Consider the following 15,990-nt stretch of genomic DNA (forward strand, 5'->3'; position numbering starts at 1 on the left):
CCCATGGACTTGATCCCCAAGCCGGACCAGGTCGCGTCCGCCGCCAGCAACGTCGCGCACAAGGTGCTCTACGGGGGGCTGGCGGACCTTCGCCCCATGCCGCGCACGCTCATCGACGACGGGCCGCTGCGCGAGGTCTACCACTACCGGCCGCAGAAGCGGACCCGCGAGAGCGGTGACCCGGTGCTGCTGATCACGCCGTTGGCCGCCCCCGCGATCTGCTACGACCTGCGGCGCGGCTGCTCCCTGGTCGAGCACTTCGTCACCCAGGGCCGGCCCACCTACCTCGTGGAGTACGGCGAGGTCTCCTTCAAGAACCGCACCATGGGCCTCGAGCACTGGGTCGAGGGAGTCGTCCCCGAGGCGGTCAAGACCGTGAGCGAGCACGCCGGCGGCCGACCGGTGCACCTCGTCGGCTGGAGCCTGGGCGGCATCTTCGCCGCCCTCGCCGCCGCCGACGACGCCAGCCTCCCGATCGCGTCGTTGACCCTGCTGGGCACCCCGTTCGACGTCAAGCAGGTGCCGATGGTCGCCCCGATCCGGCCCATCCTGCGACTCACCGACGGCGGGCTGGTCACCCAGCTCTACCGGATGCTCGGCGGGGCACCGGCCCCGCTGGTGCGCCGGGCGTTCAAGCTCACCGCGGGCACCAAGCTGCTCACCAAGCCCCTCGCGATGCTGCAGCACCTCGACGACAGCGAGTGGCTGGCGCAGATCGAGGCGGTGGACCGGTTCACCGCGAACATGCACGCCTACCCCGGCCGCTCCTTCGGCCAGCTCTACCACCGGATGCTCAAGGGCAACCAGCTGCTCAAGGGCAAGGTGGACCTCACCGACAAGGTGATCGACCTGGCCGACGTCACGGTCCCGGTGCTGGTCTTCGCGGGCAACACCGACGGGATCGCGCCGATCAAGGCGGTGCAGGCCGCGGTCCCGCTGTTCACGGGCTCCCCCGAGGTGCGCCTGGAGATCGTGCCGGGCGGACACCTGGGCATGCTCACCGGTCGTGCCGCCCGGAACACGACCTGGGTGGTGCTGGACGAGTGGATGGAGCAGCACTCCGCCCCGGAGGAGTCCACCGGCAAGCCCGCCCGCCGACGGGCCGCGAAGAAGACCACCAAGAAGCCCGCGGCCAAGAAGAGCGCGGCGAACAAGAAGGCGACCAGCAAGAAGGCCGCCGCCGCGAAGACCGCCGCGAAGAAGAGCGCCACCAAGAAGACCGCGGCCGAGAAGACCACGACGAAGAAGACGGCCACCAAGAAGTCGGCGACCAAGAAGTCGGCGACCAAGCGGACCGCGACCAGGAAGACGGCGGCCACCAAGAGCGCGAGGAAGCAGGCCCGGCCGGCCGTTGCCGAGGTCGCGCCTGACCGTTCGGCCATCGGCTCCAACCCCGCCCGCAGGTTCGCCTCGACCAGCTCCCGGAACCTCGCCCGAGGCTCTTGAACCTGCCGGCGAGGCACGTTTCGCGACAGGCGCTGCGCCTCGTCGCAGCGCTGCTGCTCGTCCTGCTCGTCCTGGCGCTCGGCACCACCAGTGGCCCGGGGCCGGCGCGCCCGGCGTACCAGCACTACGTGGCCCTGGGTGACTCCTACACCGCCGCGCCGTACGTGCCGCTCACCGATCCCGCCCGTGGGTGCTTCCGCTCGAGCAACAACTACCCGCGGCTGGTGGCCACCGCGCTGCACGTGGACGACCTCCAGGACCGGTCCTGCATCGGGGCCCAGACCAGGGACCTCCCCGGCAGGCAGCTGACCGGCCTCGGGGAGCGGGTGCCGCCGCAGCTCGACGCGCTGTCGGAGGAGACCGACCTCGTCACCGTCGGCATCGGCGCCAACGACTACCGCCTCTACGGCCGGATCGCGACCGTGTGCCGCCGCTCCACCCACGGATGCCCGCTCTTCGACCAGCGCGCCGAGCTGGGCTCGATCGTGGCGCGCCTGCGCCCCGCGCTGGTCGCCACCCTCGGGCAGGTGCGCGAGCGCGCGCCGAACGCCCGGGTGCTGCTGATCGGCTACCCGCGGCTCTACCCGCCATCGGGGAGCTGCAGCCTCATCCCCAGGATGCGTGAGAAGGACCGGGAGACGTTCCGCGAGGTCAACCTGGGGCTGCGCAACCAGATGCGTGCGGCCGCCGCTGACGCCGGGGTCGAGTTCGTGGACTTCTACGCCGCGTCCCTGCGCCACCACGTCTGCTCACGGCAGCCGTGGGTCCAGGGGCGGGTGACCAACGTCCGGCTCGGCGCCGCCCTGCACCCGCTGCCGGCCGGCCAGGCCGCGTTGGCCCGGCTGGTCGAGCAGACGCTGCGGCAGCCCGCGCCCGCTGGGTAGGGGCTCAGTCCTCGGCGAGCACGATCAGCCGATCGCCCTTCTCGACGGTGAAGACCTGAGACTTCCAGTTTGGAGCAGCTGGCACGGCTAGCCTGCGGCCATGACCCGAGTGCAACGCTGGGAACGGCGCAGCGAGGTCCCGCTCCTACTGCTTGCAGCCGCATTCCTCGTTGCCTACGCCTGGCCCGTCGTACACCCGGGAATCGACTCCCGGCTGCAAGTCACCTTGGCAGCGATCTCGTGGGCAGTCTGGGGTGCCTTCGCAGTCGACTTTGCCGCCCGGGTCGTCTTGGCGGAGGACCGCAAGACCTATCTTGTCCGCCACTGGTACGACGTCGCCCTGGTTGGCCTGCCGATGCTGCGGCCCCTACGGCTGCTTCGACTGCTGGCGCTTGCCCGCGTGCTCAATCGCTCCGCCGCCGGGTCGCTCGCCGGACAAGTATCCACTTATGTCGTGGGAACCGCCGTCATGGCTGTGGGCCTCGGATCACTGGCCGTCCTCGACGCAGAACAGAAGGCGCAAGACGCCAACATCACTACCTTTGGCGACGCGCTGTGGTGGGCAGCAACCACGGTGACGACTGTGGGCTACGGCGACCACTTTCCAGTCACGCTCCAGGGGCGACTGATCGCAGTCGGTCTGATGGTCATCGGGATCGGCACCGTGGGTGCCATCACCGCGTCGGTTGCAACCTGGATGGTCTCTCAGGTCGCCTCGCGGCCCCAGCCCCCCGCCTAGTCTGCGGACGCGCTCGACGCGATCAAGGAGGCAGTGACCACCGGGCGGCGAGCCAGGATCGGCACGGCCTCGAGTCGCGGACACAGCGGCCTCCAGCCACTAGGTTGACCCGCGTGACCCCCCTCGATGACCGGTCCCGACCCCCGACTGCTGACGCGCTCCCGCGCAAGGTCCGTGCCGGCTACGGCTTCGGCTCGGTGGCCACCGGGACGTTCGGGACGGTTCCCGGGCTGATGCTGCTGCCCTACCTGACCGACACCGTCGGGATCGCCGCCGTTCTCGCGGGGCTGATCGTGTTCCTCCCCAAGGCGTGGGACGTGGTGCTGAACCCGATCGCCGGGCGGATCAGCGACCGGTCCACCGACCCGCGGGGACCTCGTCGGCCGTTCCTGCTCAAGGCCGGGCTCCTGCTCGCGTTCTTCTTCGCACTCCTGTTCGCGGCCCCCGACCTGGACTCGAAGGTGTTCGACGCCGCGTGGGTGCTGGTCATGTTCGTCGCGTGCGCCACGGCGTACGCCTTCTTCCAGGTGCCCTACGTCGCGATGCCGGCCGAGATCACCGACTCCTACGACGAGCGCACCCGGCTGATGACCTGGCGGGTCGCGATCCTCGCGCTCGCGATCATGCTCAGCGGTGCCACAGCCCCCGCCATCCGGGACGCGTTCGACGGCCGCACCGGCTACCGGGTGATGGGACTGGTGATCGCCGGGCTGCTGGTGATCGGCGTAATCGGGGCCTACGTGGGCACCCGCTCGGCGCCGATCGGCCAGGTGGCCTCGAGCCCGGGAAGCCTGCGTGACCAGCTGCGGGTGGTGGCCCGGGCGCGCGACTTCCGGCTGCTGCTGACCACGTTCGTCATCCAGGCCCTCGCGACCGGCGCCATGCTCGCCGGTGTCGCCTACGTGGCTCGCTGGGTCCTGGTCGACAAGGGTGCCGCGACGATCCTGTTCGTCTGCTTCGTGGGGCCGGCCCTGCTGCTGACCCCGGCCTGGAGCGCCCTGGGACAGCGGATCGGCAAGAAGCGGGGCTACCTCGCCTCCTCGCTGGTGCTCGCCCTCGCGGCGCTGCTGCTCTTCTGGTCGCGCTCGGCGCCGTCGTGGTGGGTCTACGCGGCCACGGCGCTGGTCGGCGTCGGGTACGCCGGCGCGCAGGTCTTCCCGATGGCGATGCTTCCCGACGCCGCCGCGGTGGACGCCCGCCGGACCGGCGAGAACCGCATCGGCGTCTACACCGGGGTGTGGACCGCCGGGGAGACCCTCGGACTCGCGTTCGGCCCCTCGCTGTACGCCGTGGTGCTGGCCCTGGGCAGCTATCGCTCCTCGGACCTCAACGCCGACTGGACCAACCAGACCCAGCCCGACTCGGCGCTGACCGCCATCGTCCTGGGCTTCTCCCTCATCCCGGCCCTGCTCATCCTGCTCAGCCTGTGGACGCTCTCGCGCTACTCGCTGGACCACACCGCGGTCGACGAGGCAGTCGCCGACCCGTCCGACCGAGGAGACCAGCAGTGAACGACATCCTGGGGCGGCTGCGCGAGATGCAGTCCGCCGACGTCCCGGTGACGGGCGGCCGCACGCTGGCCTACGTCTACGACTCCGGCCTGGTCGAGGCCGACGAGGTCGGCCGGTCGGCGGTGGCGGCGTACGCCGGGTCCAACGGGCTCGACCCGACGGCGTTCCCGAGCCTGCTGGCGATGGAGAACGAGCTGGTCGGCTTCGCCACGCGGTTGCTCGACGGCCCCGACGGCGCCGTCGGCACGGTGACCTCCGGCGGCACGGAGTCGGTGCTGCTGGCGGTGCAGGGCGCGCGCGACTCACGCCCCGACATCGAGCGTCCCCGGATGGTGCTGCCGGTGACCGCGCACGCGGCGTTCCACAAGGCGGCCCACTACTTCGGCGTCGAGGCGGTGATGGTCGACGTCGACGAGGAGTTCCGGGCCCGTCCCGGCGCGATGGAGGCCGCGATCGACGACCGCACCGTGCTCGTGGTGGCCAGCGCCCCGTCGTACGCCCACGGGGTGGTCGACCCGGTCACCGAGATCGCCGCCGCGGCCGCCGCGCGCGGGGTCCGCTGCCACGTCGACGCCTGCATCGGCGGCTGGGTGCTGCCGTACGCCGCCCGGCTGGGCCGTCCCGTCCGGCCGTGGACCTTCGCCGTGGAGGGCGTCACCAGCATCTCGGTGGACCTGCACAAGTACGCCTACGCCCCCAAGGGCACCTCGATCCTGCTGCACCGCAGCGCCGCGCTGCGGCGGCCGCAGTTCTTCGCCAGCGCGAAGTGGCCCGGCTACACGATGCTCAACCCCACGATGCAGTCCACGAAGTCCGGCGGGCCGCTCGCAGGCGCGTGGGCGGTGGTGAACACCATCGGCGACGAGGGCTACCTCGAGCTCACCCGGAAGGTGCTCGACGGCGTGGACCGGTTGGTCGAGGGGATCGCCCGGATCGAGGGCCTGCGGGTCGTCGTACCCCCGGAGTCGACGCTGGTGGCCTTCGCGACCGACGGCAGCTGCGACGTCTTCACGATCACCGACGCGATGACGCGAGCCGGGTGGTACGTCCAGCCCCAGATGTCCTTCGAGGGGCAGGAGCCGACGATCCACCTGTCGCTGAGCGCGGCGACCGCCGAGCACACCGAGGAGTTCCTCACCGCGCTCGCGGCGGCCGTCTCGGACGCGGTCGCGGCCGGCCCGATCGCCGTGGACCCCGGCGTCGTGGAGTTCGTGCAGTCCCTGGACCCCTCCGGGCTCAGTGACGAGGACTTCGACGGTCTCCTGGCCGCGGTCGGGATGGCCGGCGGATCCGACGACGGTGCCGTGGGCCTGCCCGACTCGATGGCCGAGATCAACGCCCTCCTCGACCTCGCCGCCCCCGCGCTGCGCGAGGCCCTGCTCACCGCGTTCCTGGACCGGCTGCTGCGCCCCGCCCACCCCGCCTGAGTCGGTTGTTCGTCGCTTGTGACGCGGGCGCTCAGTCGAGCGGCGCGGTCTCCGGGTCGAGGTCCCGGCGGGGAGCCCGGCGGTTCAGCGCGAGCAGGGAGCCGGCGAGCGCCATCCCCACGACGAAGAACTCCAGCGCCGCGAAGACGCGGCCGAGCGGACCGCCCGGGTCGAAGGCGTAGCCGATCACCGGCGCGAGCAGCCCGACGGCGACGGCCACCGGGAGGGTGCCGCGCTCGCCGTACCCGCTCTCCCGCCCGCCGGCGAACACCATCACCAGCGCCAGCCCGACGAACAGGTCACCGATCGCCTTCGGCCAGTAGCTGCCATCCGTCGGCGAGACGTGCATCAGCAGGGAGCTGAACGCGGAGATCAGGAAGGCCACCATCCACGCGCGCCGCTCGAGACTCCACGGCCGGCGTTCCCGCACGGTGTCCATCCCACGTCCCTTCAGCTCGGGTCCTCGCGCCAAACCTAGTGGCGTCCCGGTGGCAACGATGACCCGGGCGCGCCTACGCTGCGGGCGTGAGCGCGCTGGCCGGACTCGTGGACAAGGGCCTCGTCGCCCCCGACTGGGCCGAGGCCCTGGCCCCGGTCGAGGACCGGATCGCGGCCATGGGCCGCTTCCTGCGGGAGGAGATCGCCGCGGGTCGGGGCTACCTGCCCGCGGGCGAGCAGGTCCTGCGGGCGTTCAGTCGTCCGCTGGCCGAGGTCAAGGTGCTCATCGTCGGCCAGGACCCCTACCCCACCCCGGGGCACCCGATCGGGCTCAGCTTCTCGGTCGCCCCCGGAGTCGCACCTCCCAGGAGCCTGGTCAACATCTTCAAGGAGCTCGTCGAGGACCTCGGCGTGCCTGCGCCCACCAGTGGTGACCTCACCCCGTGGGCCGACCACGGCGTGATGCTGCTGAACCGGTGCCTGACGGTGCGGGCGGGTGAGCCGGCCTCCCACCGCGGCCGTGGCTGGGAGGCCGTGACCGACCAGGCGATCCGGACCCTGGCACGCCGGGCCGCGGGCGGGGACCCGCTCGCCGCGGTGCTGTGGGGCCGCGACGCGCAGTCCCTCAAGCCCGAGCTCTCCCCGATGCCGTGGGTGGAGTCCACGCACCCCAGCCCGCTCTCGGCGCACCGGGGGTTCTTCGGGTCGCGCCCGTTCAGCCGGGTCAACCGGATGCTGGAGGAGCAGGGCGGTACGCCGGTTGACTGGCGCCTTCCCTGACCCGGGAATATAGTTGTCGCATCAACTAGTTAGGGAAGTCATGGACACCTCCCCCGCGATGCCTGCGCTCTACATCGGCCACGGCGCTCCCCCGCTGCTCGACGACCCGGGGTGGTCGGGTGAGCTGCGCTCCCTGGCCGCCGACCTCCCCCGCCCCAAGGCGATCCTGATCGTCAGCGCCCACTGGGAGTCGGCGCCGCTGTCGCTGTCGGCCTCGGGCCCGGGCGCCGACCTGGTCTACGACTTCGGCGGGTTCCCGCAGCGCTACTACGAGATGACCTACCGGACCCCCGACGCCACCGCACTCGCCGCGCGGGTGGCCGCGATGATGCCCGACACCGAGCCGGTGCACCAGCACGCCAGCCGCGGCCTCGACCACGGCGCCTGGGTGCCGCTGAAGGTCATGTACCCCGACGGGGACATCCCGGTGCTGCAGATGTCGCTGCCGACCCAGGACCCCCACAAGCTGCTCGTCCTCGGCAGCCGGCTGCGCGAGCTGCGCCACGAGGGCGTGCTCGTGATCGGCTCCGGCTTCCTGACCCACGGGCTGCCGTTCCTCAAGGAGTTCCGCATCGAGGCGCAGGCCCCGGGCTGGTCGGTCGACTTCGACTCCTGGGCCGCCGACGCCCTCTCCCGCGGCGACGTGGCCGAGCTGGCGGCGTACCGCTCGCAGGCCCCGGGCATGCCCTACGCCCACCCCACCGTCGAGCACTTCACCCCGCTGTTCGTGACCCTGGGCGCGGCCACCGACGCCGAGGCCCCCGGCCAGCAGGTCATCGACGGCTACTGGATGGGCCTCTCCAAGCGCTCCCTGCTCGTGGCCTGACCCGAGCCCGCCCGACCCGGACCGGTCGACCCGGACGCGGTGCGACGGGTGGGCGCGGGGCGAGGTCGCGTGAGAGCGACGCGCGGCGCTCGATGACCAAGCCGTGCGCGGCAGGGAAGTCCGAGCGACGCGGGCCGCCAAGCGACTCGTCCCGTGACCGGACGGCGCACCGCGGCCGACCCTGCGGCCGACCCTGCGGCCGACCCCGGGGACGGGCCGCCCGACCTACCGGATCCCGAGCCGCCGCATCATCGTGAGCCCCTTGAGGGTCTGGTCCACGTGCTTGTCGAACGGCTCGTCCCGCGGCGCGGAGAGGACCTGCTTCTTGAGCACGGCGAGGTTGATCGCGTCGGTGTACTTCAACAAGCCCTGGTCGCCGTGGCGGGCGCCCACGCCGGACTGCTTGACGCCACCGGACGGCGTCCCCTTGGCGGCGTACGCCGCGGCGAGGGCGTCGTTGACGTTCACGTTGCCGGCGTGGATGCGTCGCGCGACCGCCTCGGCGGCCTCGAGGTCGGTGCCCCAGACGCTGGCGTTCAGGCCGTAGTCGGTGTCGTTCGCCAGCTCCACCGCCTCGTCCACCGAGGAGTAGCGGTGCAGGGCCACCACGGGACCGAAGGTCTCGCAGGACCCGGTGAGCATCTCGGTGGTGACGCCCTCGAGGACCGTGGGCTCGTAGAACGCCGGCCCGAGGTCGGGACGCTCGCGCCCGCCGGTGAGGACGGTCGCGCCCTTGGCCACCGCGTCGGCGACGTGCTCGGCGACCCTGTCCTTGTGGTCGACGGAGATGAGCGACCCCAGCTCGGGGGTGTAGTCGTAGGCCGCGCCGATCCTGAGCGCCTTGGTCGCCTGGACGAAGCGCTGCTTGAAGGCTTCGTAGATCGAGTCGTGGATGTACATCCGCTCGATGTGCATGCAGATCTGCCCGGTGTTGCCGAAGACGCCGAACAGGGCGCCCTCGACGGTCTCGTCGAGGTTCGCGTCGGGGAGCACGATCATCGGGTTCTTGCCACCGAGCTCGAGGCAGGCGCCGATGAGGTTCTGCCCCGCCCGCTGGCCGATGTAGCGACCGGTCTGGGTGGACCCGGTGAACATCACGTAGTTGGCGTTGTCGATCAGGGTCGGGCCGACGTCGGGGCCCTCGCCGCACACCACCTGGAACAGCCCCTCCGGCAGGCCGGCCTCGTAGAGCAGGGAGACACCGAAGAGAGGCGAGAGCGCCGTCTTGTTGTCCGGCTTGAGGACGACGCCGTTGCCGGCCATCAGCGCGGGGATCGCGTCGGAGAGACCGGTGGCGAACGGGAAGTTCCACGGGGCGATGATCGCGACGACGCCCTTGGGCTGGCGGATCTCGGTGGAGGTGCTCATCACCGGCACCGGCCCCCCGCGCTTGACCGGGGTGAGCAGCTTCGCGGCGCGCTTGAGGTAGTGCGAGGTGACCATCGCGGGGTCACAGGTCTCGTCGAACGCCATCCGCCGGGCCTTGCCCGACTCGGCCTGGATCAGGTCCACGATCGTGGTGTTGTTCTCGATCAGCAGCTTGTGGAACCGCTTGAAGACCGCGAGCCGCTTGCGGACCGGCCACTGCGACCAGGCGCGCTGCGCCTGCCGCGACCGGGCGTACGCCGCCTCGATGTCCTCCGGCGTCGACTGCGGCAGCGCGGTGATCACCTCGCCCGTGTAGACCTCGGTGAGCTTCCAGGTGGCGCCGCCGCTGGAGGCGACCCGGGAGGTGATCCGGTCGAGCAGGGCGTCGGTGATCGTGGCCGGCCTGGTCAGGGGCTGACTGGTCAGGGTGTCGCGGGTCATGTCCACTTCCTCGGCAGTTCCTGGAGCAGGGGTACGGCGGGCGCGTGACGGCGGGCCGTCAGGAGCCCAGGATCAGCTCGGCGGCCTTCTCGCCGATCATGATCGCGGGCGCGTTGGTGTTGCCACCGGTGATGGACGGCATGATCGAGGCGTCGGCCACGCGGAGCCCCTCGATGCCGTGGACCTTGAGGTCCGGCCCGACCACGGCGCGCTCGTCCACGCCCATCCGGCAGGTGCCGACACCGTGGTAGACCGACGTGGCCCGGTTGAGGATCTCCCGGCGCAGGTCCTTGCCCGTGAGCTGGGCGCCGGGGTGGATCTCGTCCTTGACCGTCCCGCCGAAGGCGGCGCCGGCCATGATCGCGCGGACCATCTCCGACCCTTCGGCCAGCAACTCGAGGTCGGCCGGGTCGGAGAGGTAGCGCGGGTCGATGAGCGGCGCCTGCATCGGGTCACCGGACGCCAGCCGCAGGGTGCCCCTGCTCTTGGGGTAGATCAGCGTCGCCAGCACGGTCAGCGCCGGGCGCAGGTCGACGTTGTGCCGCACGGGTGCGTCCTGGTTGGGCGAGACGTAGGCCCACGGCAGCAGGTGCAGCTGCAGGTCCGGTACGTCGGTCGCCTGCGACGTACGCACGAAGCCCACCGACTCGAAGACCGAGTTGGCCAGGAACGTCGTACCGGGACGCAGCACCTCCTTGGCCACGCCCTTGGCGAAGAAGAACGGCGTGCCCTTCAGCGTCGAGGTCGTCACGTGGAAGGTCAGTGCGTGGAACATGTGGTCGTGCAGGTTGTCACCCACCGGGAGGTCGGCGATCGGGGTGATCCCGTGCTCGCGCAGGTGGTCGGCGTGCCCGACGCCCGAGAGCATCAGCAGCTGCGGTGACCCGACGACGCCGGCCGAGAGGATGACCTCCTTGCCTGCGCGGATGATCCGGGCGGCCCCGCTGTGGTCGACTACCGCGACTCCGACGGCACGGCCGTTCTCGATGATGATCTTGGTGACCACGACCTGGGTCTGCACCTGCAGGGTGGGGACGTCGAGGTCGTGGAGGTAGCCGCGCGCGGCGCTGTAGCGCGTGCCGTTGGCGGCGTTCTGCTGCATCCGCGCGATGCCCTCCTGGGCGTCGGCGTTGTAGTCGTCGAGCACCTTGACGCCGAGCTCGTCGGAGGTCGCCTGGATGAACTGGAGGGTGCCCTCCTGGGGGATCTTGTTGCGGGTGATCTTGATCGGCCCGCCGGCGCCGCGGTACTCGTTCGCGCCGTCCTCGAAGTCCTCCATCCGCTTGTACGCCGCGTTCACGGAGTCGGCGTCCCACCCGGTGTTGCCCTCGGCGGCCCAGGAGTCGTAGTTGGCGCGGTTGCCGCGAACGTAGACCATCCCGTTGATCGAGCTGGATCCGCCGACGACCTTGCCGCGCGGCACCGGCATCCGCCGGTTGAGGATGTGCTCCTGCGGCGTGGAGTAGTAGCCCCAGTCGTTGATCCGCTTGATCTTGGGCTCGGCGTGCATCGGCCCGATCATCCCGGGCTTGCTGGTCAGGAACTGCTTGTCACTCTTGCCCGCCTCCAGCACGATCACGCTTGCCCCGGACTGGGCGAGCCGGCCCGCGACGGCCGCCCCTGCACTCCCGGACCCGACCACCACGTAGTCGGCCTCGTTCTTGTAGGGCGCCTGCTTCGCCATGCTCAACCTCTTCGAACTCGTTGACATACCGCGGGAATGTGCCCTGGAGCACACAGGCCACAACTATAACCTGTTCTAGTTTGTGCGCCTAGGCCGCCGACCCGTCAAGATGTGCCTCATGGAGCTCCTCTCGATCCAGTCATCGGTGGCGTTCGGCCACGTCGGCAACAGCGCTGCGGTCTTCCCGCTGCAGCGCCTCGGGATCGAGGCCTGGGCGGTGAACACCGTGCACTTCTCCAACCACACCGGGTACGGCGAGTGGCGCGGGCCGCTGCTCTCCGCCGACGATCTGCGGGCCGTGATCCTCGGGGTCGAGGAGCGGGGCGCGCTGGCCCGGGTGGCCGCGGTCCTCAGCGGCTACCAGGGTGCCGAGGAGGTCGGCGGCGTCATCCTCGACACGGTGGCACGGGTCAGGGAGCTCAATCCCGCAGCCGTCTACTGCTGCGACCCGGTCATGGGCGACGTGGGCCGGGGCATGTTCGTGCGGCCCGGGATCCCGGAGTTCCTGCGCGACCGCGTCGTCCCCACCGCGGACGTGATCACGCCGAACCACTTCGAGCTCGACTTCCTCTCCGGCAAGCAGACGCGGACGGTCGACGACGTGCTCGAGGCCGTCGACGCGGTCCGGGCCACCGGCCCCTCCACCGTCCTGGTCACCAGCGTGCTCACCGACGAGACCCCCGAGAACTCGGTCGACGTCGTCGCGGTCTCCGACGAGGGCGCCTGGTCGTGCCGCACCCCCCTGCTGCCGATCACCCCCAACGGGTGCGGCGACGTGACCGCCGCGGTCTTCCTCGCCCACCTCCTGCGCACCGGCTCCGCCGAGACAGCGCTGCAGCGGGTCACCTCCACGGTCTTCGGCATCCTGGAGAAGACCATCGAGGCCGGCACCCGCGAGATCCAGCTGGTCGCCTCCCAGGACGTGATCGCGACTCCACCCGAAAGGTTCCAGCCCACCCGGCTGCGGTGAGCTGGGGGGTGGTGGCCCGCTGCTGCCGGCGGCCGGGCCACTGCTGCGGGCGGCCGGGCCGCACAAATGTTGGATTGTGACGTCTGAATCGACGATCCGGCTGTCACAACCCAACACTTGTGGGGTTGGCCCAGCCACCACGTCCGTCCCGGGAAGACCGAGTCGTAGAACCCGGCCTGACCGCGTTCTGGCCGGGTGTTCGCGGCTACGGTGAGGCGATGACCGACCTGAACGCGCAGACCCTGGGACAGCTCGGCCCGCGAGTCGCCGGCCCGTCGTACGACCGCTCGGCCGTGACCGGCGGCATCGTCCACCTCAGCGTCGGCGGGTTCCACCGCGCGCACCAGGCGATGTACCTCGACGCCCTGATGAACCAGGGACTGGCCCACGACTGGGGGATCACCGGGGTCGGGCTGCTCGGGCCCGACGCGGCGATGCGCGAGGCGATGCTGGCCCAGGACTGCCTCTACACCCTGGTCGTCAAGAACACCGACGGGACCACGGAACCCCGCGTCATCGGCTCGATGGTCGACTACCTGTTCGCCCCCGAGCAGCCCGAGGCGGTGCTGGACCGGATGAGCGACCCCACCACCCGCATCGTCTCCCTGACGGTCACCGAGGGCGGCTACCACGTCAGCGAGACCGATGGGGCCTTCGACGACAGCGACCCCGCGATCCAGGCCGACCTCCGCGCCGACGGCCCACCGACCACGGCGTTCGGGTTCCTCACCGAGGCGCTCGCCCGCCGCCGCGCGGCGGGTACCGAGCCGTTCACGGTGATGTCGTGCGACAACCTCCAGGGCAACGGCGACCTGACCAGGGCCATGGTCACTGCGTTCGCGACCAGTCGCGACGCGGAGCTCGGAGCCTGGATCGGCGAGCACGTCGCCTTCCCCAACTCGATGGTCGACCGGATCACCCCGGCCACCACCGACGCCGACCGGGCGTTCGTCGCCGCGGAGTACCAGATCGACGACCGGTGGCCGGTCGTGTGCGAGTCGTTCGCGCAGTGGGCGCTGGAGGACCGCTTCCCGCTCGGTCGCCCTGAGCTCGAACGTGTCGGGGTGCAGGTGGTCGACGACGTGGCGCCCTACGAGCTGATGAAGCTGCGGCTGCTCAACGCCGGCCACCAGGCCCTCGGCTATCTCGGCTACCTGGCCGGCCACCGCTACGTCCACGAGGCGGCCGGCGACCCCCTCCTCAAGGGGTTCCTGCGCGGCTACATGGACGAGGAGGCGACGCCCACGCTGCAACCGGTTCCCGGCGTCGACCTCGACGACTACAAGGACAGCCTGCTCGAGCGGTTCTCCAGCCCCGAGATCAGGGACACCCTGGCCCGGTTGTGCGCGTTCAGCTCCGACCGGATCCCCAAGTGGCTGGTCCCTGTGATCAGGCAGCAGCTCGCCGCGGGCGGTGAGGTACGCCGCTCGGCGCTCGTCGTGGCGGCGTGGGCCCGCTACGCCGAGGGGATCGACGAGTCCGGCGACCCGATCGACGTCGTGGACCGGCGCAGCGAGCAGGTGACCGAGCGGGCGAGCCGACAGGCCGGGGAGCCGCTGGCGTTCCTCGAGGACCGGGACCTGTTCGCCGACCTGCACGACCAGCCCGCCTTCACCGAGCACTACCTCGCGGCGCTGGAGTCGCTGCACTCCGTGGGGTCACGGGCGACCCTCGAGGCCTGGGCAAAACCTCGGGAAGAACAGGTCCGGTGAAAGGAGTCGAACCCGCGACATCCTCATGACAAGTGATCCCGTCCGGCACCACGCGCCTCCACAGAAGCCGGTCACGGTCACCGTCCGGGAGCGGGCACCCGGAACCTGAGCGAGGCCACCGGGTTCTCGAACTCGCCCAGCCGTAGGCTCACCTGCACCCGGTAGGTGCCGTCGGTGGGGATGACCACCTCGGCGCGGAACGTGCCGGCGTCGCTTGGCCTCAGGGCGAGTTCACCGAGGTCGACGCTCTCCGAGCGCACTCGCACCGTTGGTGGTCGCGCGGGCTCATGGGGCGCACCGGTCGGGTCCTGCAGCTGGATCGTGACCGTGTTGGTCCCCCGTGCGCCGGGCGAGAGGGTGCCCAGCACCTTCACGTCCTCGCCGAGCTGCCCGGTGGAGACACCGGTCCGGTTCGGCGCGATGACCGGCGGCGCCTGACGGGGTGACTGGTTGACCAGGAACCCGGTGACCAGCAGGACCGCGACCAGGACCACGGCCTCTGCGGCCACGGTCCGGCGAATCGCGGCCGCGGCGTCACCTCGCTCCGCGTTGTTCCCTGCCCGGTGCACGCGGGGCAGCAGCGCGAACCGGTTGAACCCCGCGATGCCCACCGCGAGGGCGGCGACCATCACCTTGATGATCAGCAACCGGCCGTAGGTGGTGCCGAACAGGTCCTCCCAGGAGCCGATCATGCGCCAGGCCAGCAGCGACCCGCTGGCCATCAGCGCGACCAGCAGTCCCGCCGCGACGGACGAGAACCGAGCCAGGGTCGCCGCCGCCGCACTGGGCCGGCCTGCGAGCACGGCCAGGCAGAGCACGAGACCCACCAGGCCACCGAGCCACACCGTGCCCGCGGCGACGTGCAGCACGTCCGTGGCGAGCAGCAACCACTGCGGCGGGAACGCCCGGGAGTGCCCGACGACGGCCGGCGACACGATGGCCAGTGCCGCCCCAGCCGTGGCCGTCGCACGCCGCGCGCGCCTCAGAGGACCGGTAGGGAGCGCCCCGACCGCGGCTCCCAGCCCGCCGACCAGGAGCAGCAACGCCAGCAGTTCCCGTCCGTCCACAGCCGCCCACCCACCCCCTCCCGCGACGCCGTGGAGGCCGAGCCCTTGCCGGTAGGCGCCGCTCAGTGGCACCTGCAGCAGCCCGGCAAGTGCCGCCACGACTGCCGCCACCCGGGCGACCCGACGCAGCCGCCCGCGCAGTGCCTCCAGACGCGCGACCCCCGGCAGCAACCATCCGAGGAACAGCGCCAGGCCGGCCGCCACGAACAGTCCGAGGTAGCCGACGCCCTGGACGGCACTGAGCACGCCACGAACCGTTCCGTCCGCACTCGCCTGGGTGGTCGGTGGGCTCTTGATGACGGCGCTGGGCTCTCCGACCGAGAACGAGAGGGCGCCGGCGACCGGGTGACCATCGGCCGACACCACGCGCCAGGAGACGACGTAGGTGCCCTGGTCCAGGGTGTCCGGCAGGTCCACGGTCAGCACCGCGTCACGGGCGGCCGCCTTCGAGCTCACCGACTCACCGCGGGCGTCGAACACCTGCACCCCGTCGGCCGCGACCGAGACCGTCTCATCAAAAGTGAGTCGCGCCTCGCCCGGGGATGCGGGAAGGACCGTGGCCTCGGTCGGGTCGGTTTCGAGCAGACTGGCATGTGCGGCGGCCGGTGACGCCGGCAGGAGCACCAGCATGACGCCCACCAGCACGCTGGTGAGGAGAGCCACCGGGTGGGCCCGTCCTCGCCAGCGTCCCCGGGAC

13 protein-coding genes are annotated in these 15,990 nt (G+C 71.2%); 9 read left to right on the forward strand and 4 right to left on the reverse strand.

Translation table 11 applies throughout. The features are described from left to right. The first annotated feature begins 3 nt into the window (after positions 1-3). The 5 genes from AC4BGC_RS14725 (at position 4) to AC4BGC_RS14745 (ending at position 6,007) form a co-directional block, all read left to right on the forward strand. Positions 4-1,446 (forward strand): alpha/beta fold hydrolase, encoded by a 1,443-nt coding sequence (locus tag AC4BGC_RS14725; protein ID WP_490556412.1) that lies wholly within the window; start codon positions 4-6, stop codon positions 1,444-1,446. Continuing rightward, positions 1,443-2,330 carry an SGNH/GDSL hydrolase family protein gene (locus tag AC4BGC_RS14730; RefSeq protein WP_490556413.1) on the forward strand — a complete coding sequence of 296 codons (888 nt, stop codon included), beginning with the start codon at positions 1,443-1,445 and terminating at the stop codon, positions 2,328-2,330. Before AC4BGC_RS14725 ends, AC4BGC_RS14730 begins: the two co-directional genes overlap by 4 nt. A gap of 100 nt (positions 2,331-2,430) precedes the next feature. Next, complete coding sequence (locus AC4BGC_RS14735) at positions 2,431-3,069, forward strand: potassium channel family protein (protein WP_490547671.1); 639 nt, start codon at positions 2,431-2,433, stop codon at positions 3,067-3,069. Positions 3,070-3,182: 113 nt separating this feature from the next. Further along, entirely contained in the window at positions 3,183-4,580 is a 1,398-nt protein-coding gene (locus AC4BGC_RS14740) for an MFS transporter (protein WP_490556414.1), read from the forward strand. Next, positions 4,577-6,007 carry a pyridoxal phosphate-dependent decarboxylase family protein gene (locus AC4BGC_RS14745; protein WP_490556415.1) on the forward strand — a complete coding sequence of 477 codons (1,431 nt, stop codon included), beginning with the start codon at positions 4,577-4,579 and terminating at the stop codon, positions 6,005-6,007. The genes AC4BGC_RS14740 and AC4BGC_RS14745 overlap by 4 nt, the downstream gene beginning before the upstream one ends. Positions 6,008-6,038: 31 nt before the next feature. Here AC4BGC_RS14745 and AC4BGC_RS14750 read toward each other — a convergent pair whose 3' ends face one another. Then, entirely contained in the window at positions 6,039-6,446 is a 408-nt protein-coding gene (locus AC4BGC_RS14750; protein ID WP_490547668.1) for a hypothetical protein, read from the reverse strand. 86 nt (positions 6,447-6,532) lie between these two features. Between AC4BGC_RS14750 and AC4BGC_RS14755 the strand changes: the two genes are divergently transcribed. Further along, positions 6,533-7,225, forward strand: coding sequence for a uracil-DNA glycosylase (locus AC4BGC_RS14755; protein ID WP_490556416.1), 693 nt, complete (start codon positions 6,533-6,535; stop codon positions 7,223-7,225). A 40-nt stretch (positions 7,226-7,265) separates the two neighbouring features. Further along, positions 7,266-8,051, forward strand: coding sequence for a dioxygenase family protein (locus AC4BGC_RS14760; protein ID WP_490556417.1), 786 nt, complete (start codon positions 7,266-7,268; stop codon positions 8,049-8,051). Between the two features lie 225 nt (positions 8,052-8,276). On the opposite strand, the gene AC4BGC_RS14765 is transcribed toward AC4BGC_RS14760, so the two are convergent. Next, complete coding sequence (locus AC4BGC_RS14765; RefSeq protein ID WP_490556418.1) at positions 8,277-9,860, reverse strand: succinic semialdehyde dehydrogenase; 1,584 nt, start codon at positions 9,858-9,860, stop codon at positions 8,277-8,279. 58 nt (positions 9,861-9,918) lie between these two features. Next, complete coding sequence (locus AC4BGC_RS14770) at positions 9,919-11,544, reverse strand: GMC family oxidoreductase (RefSeq protein ID WP_490556419.1); 1,626 nt, start codon at positions 11,542-11,544, stop codon at positions 9,919-9,921. Positions 11,545-11,662: 118 nt separating this feature from the next. On the opposite strand from AC4BGC_RS14770, the gene pdxY reads away from it, so the two are divergent. Together pdxY and AC4BGC_RS14780 are read left to right on the forward strand one after the other, a co-directional pair. Further along, positions 11,663-12,514, forward strand: a complete 852-nt coding sequence (pdxY, locus tag AC4BGC_RS14775; RefSeq protein WP_490547663.1) for a pyridoxal kinase PdxY — start codon at positions 11,663-11,665, stop codon at positions 12,512-12,514. Between the two features lie 218 nt (positions 12,515-12,732). Then, positions 12,733-14,226 carry a mannitol dehydrogenase family protein gene (locus tag AC4BGC_RS14780; protein ID WP_490556420.1) on the forward strand — a complete coding sequence of 498 codons (1,494 nt, stop codon included), beginning with the start codon at positions 12,733-12,735 and terminating at the stop codon, positions 14,224-14,226. Between the two features lie 77 nt (positions 14,227-14,303). On the opposite strand, the gene AC4BGC_RS14785 is transcribed toward AC4BGC_RS14780, so the two are convergent. Beyond that, positions 14,304-15,956 carry a copper resistance CopC/CopD family protein gene (locus AC4BGC_RS14785; protein WP_490556421.1) on the reverse strand — a complete coding sequence of 551 codons (1,653 nt, stop codon included), beginning with the start codon at positions 15,954-15,956 and terminating at the stop codon, positions 14,304-14,306. Positions 15,957-15,990: the final 34 nt, after the last annotated feature.

The organism is Nocardioides sp. Z38_18, from assembly GCF_058215695.1.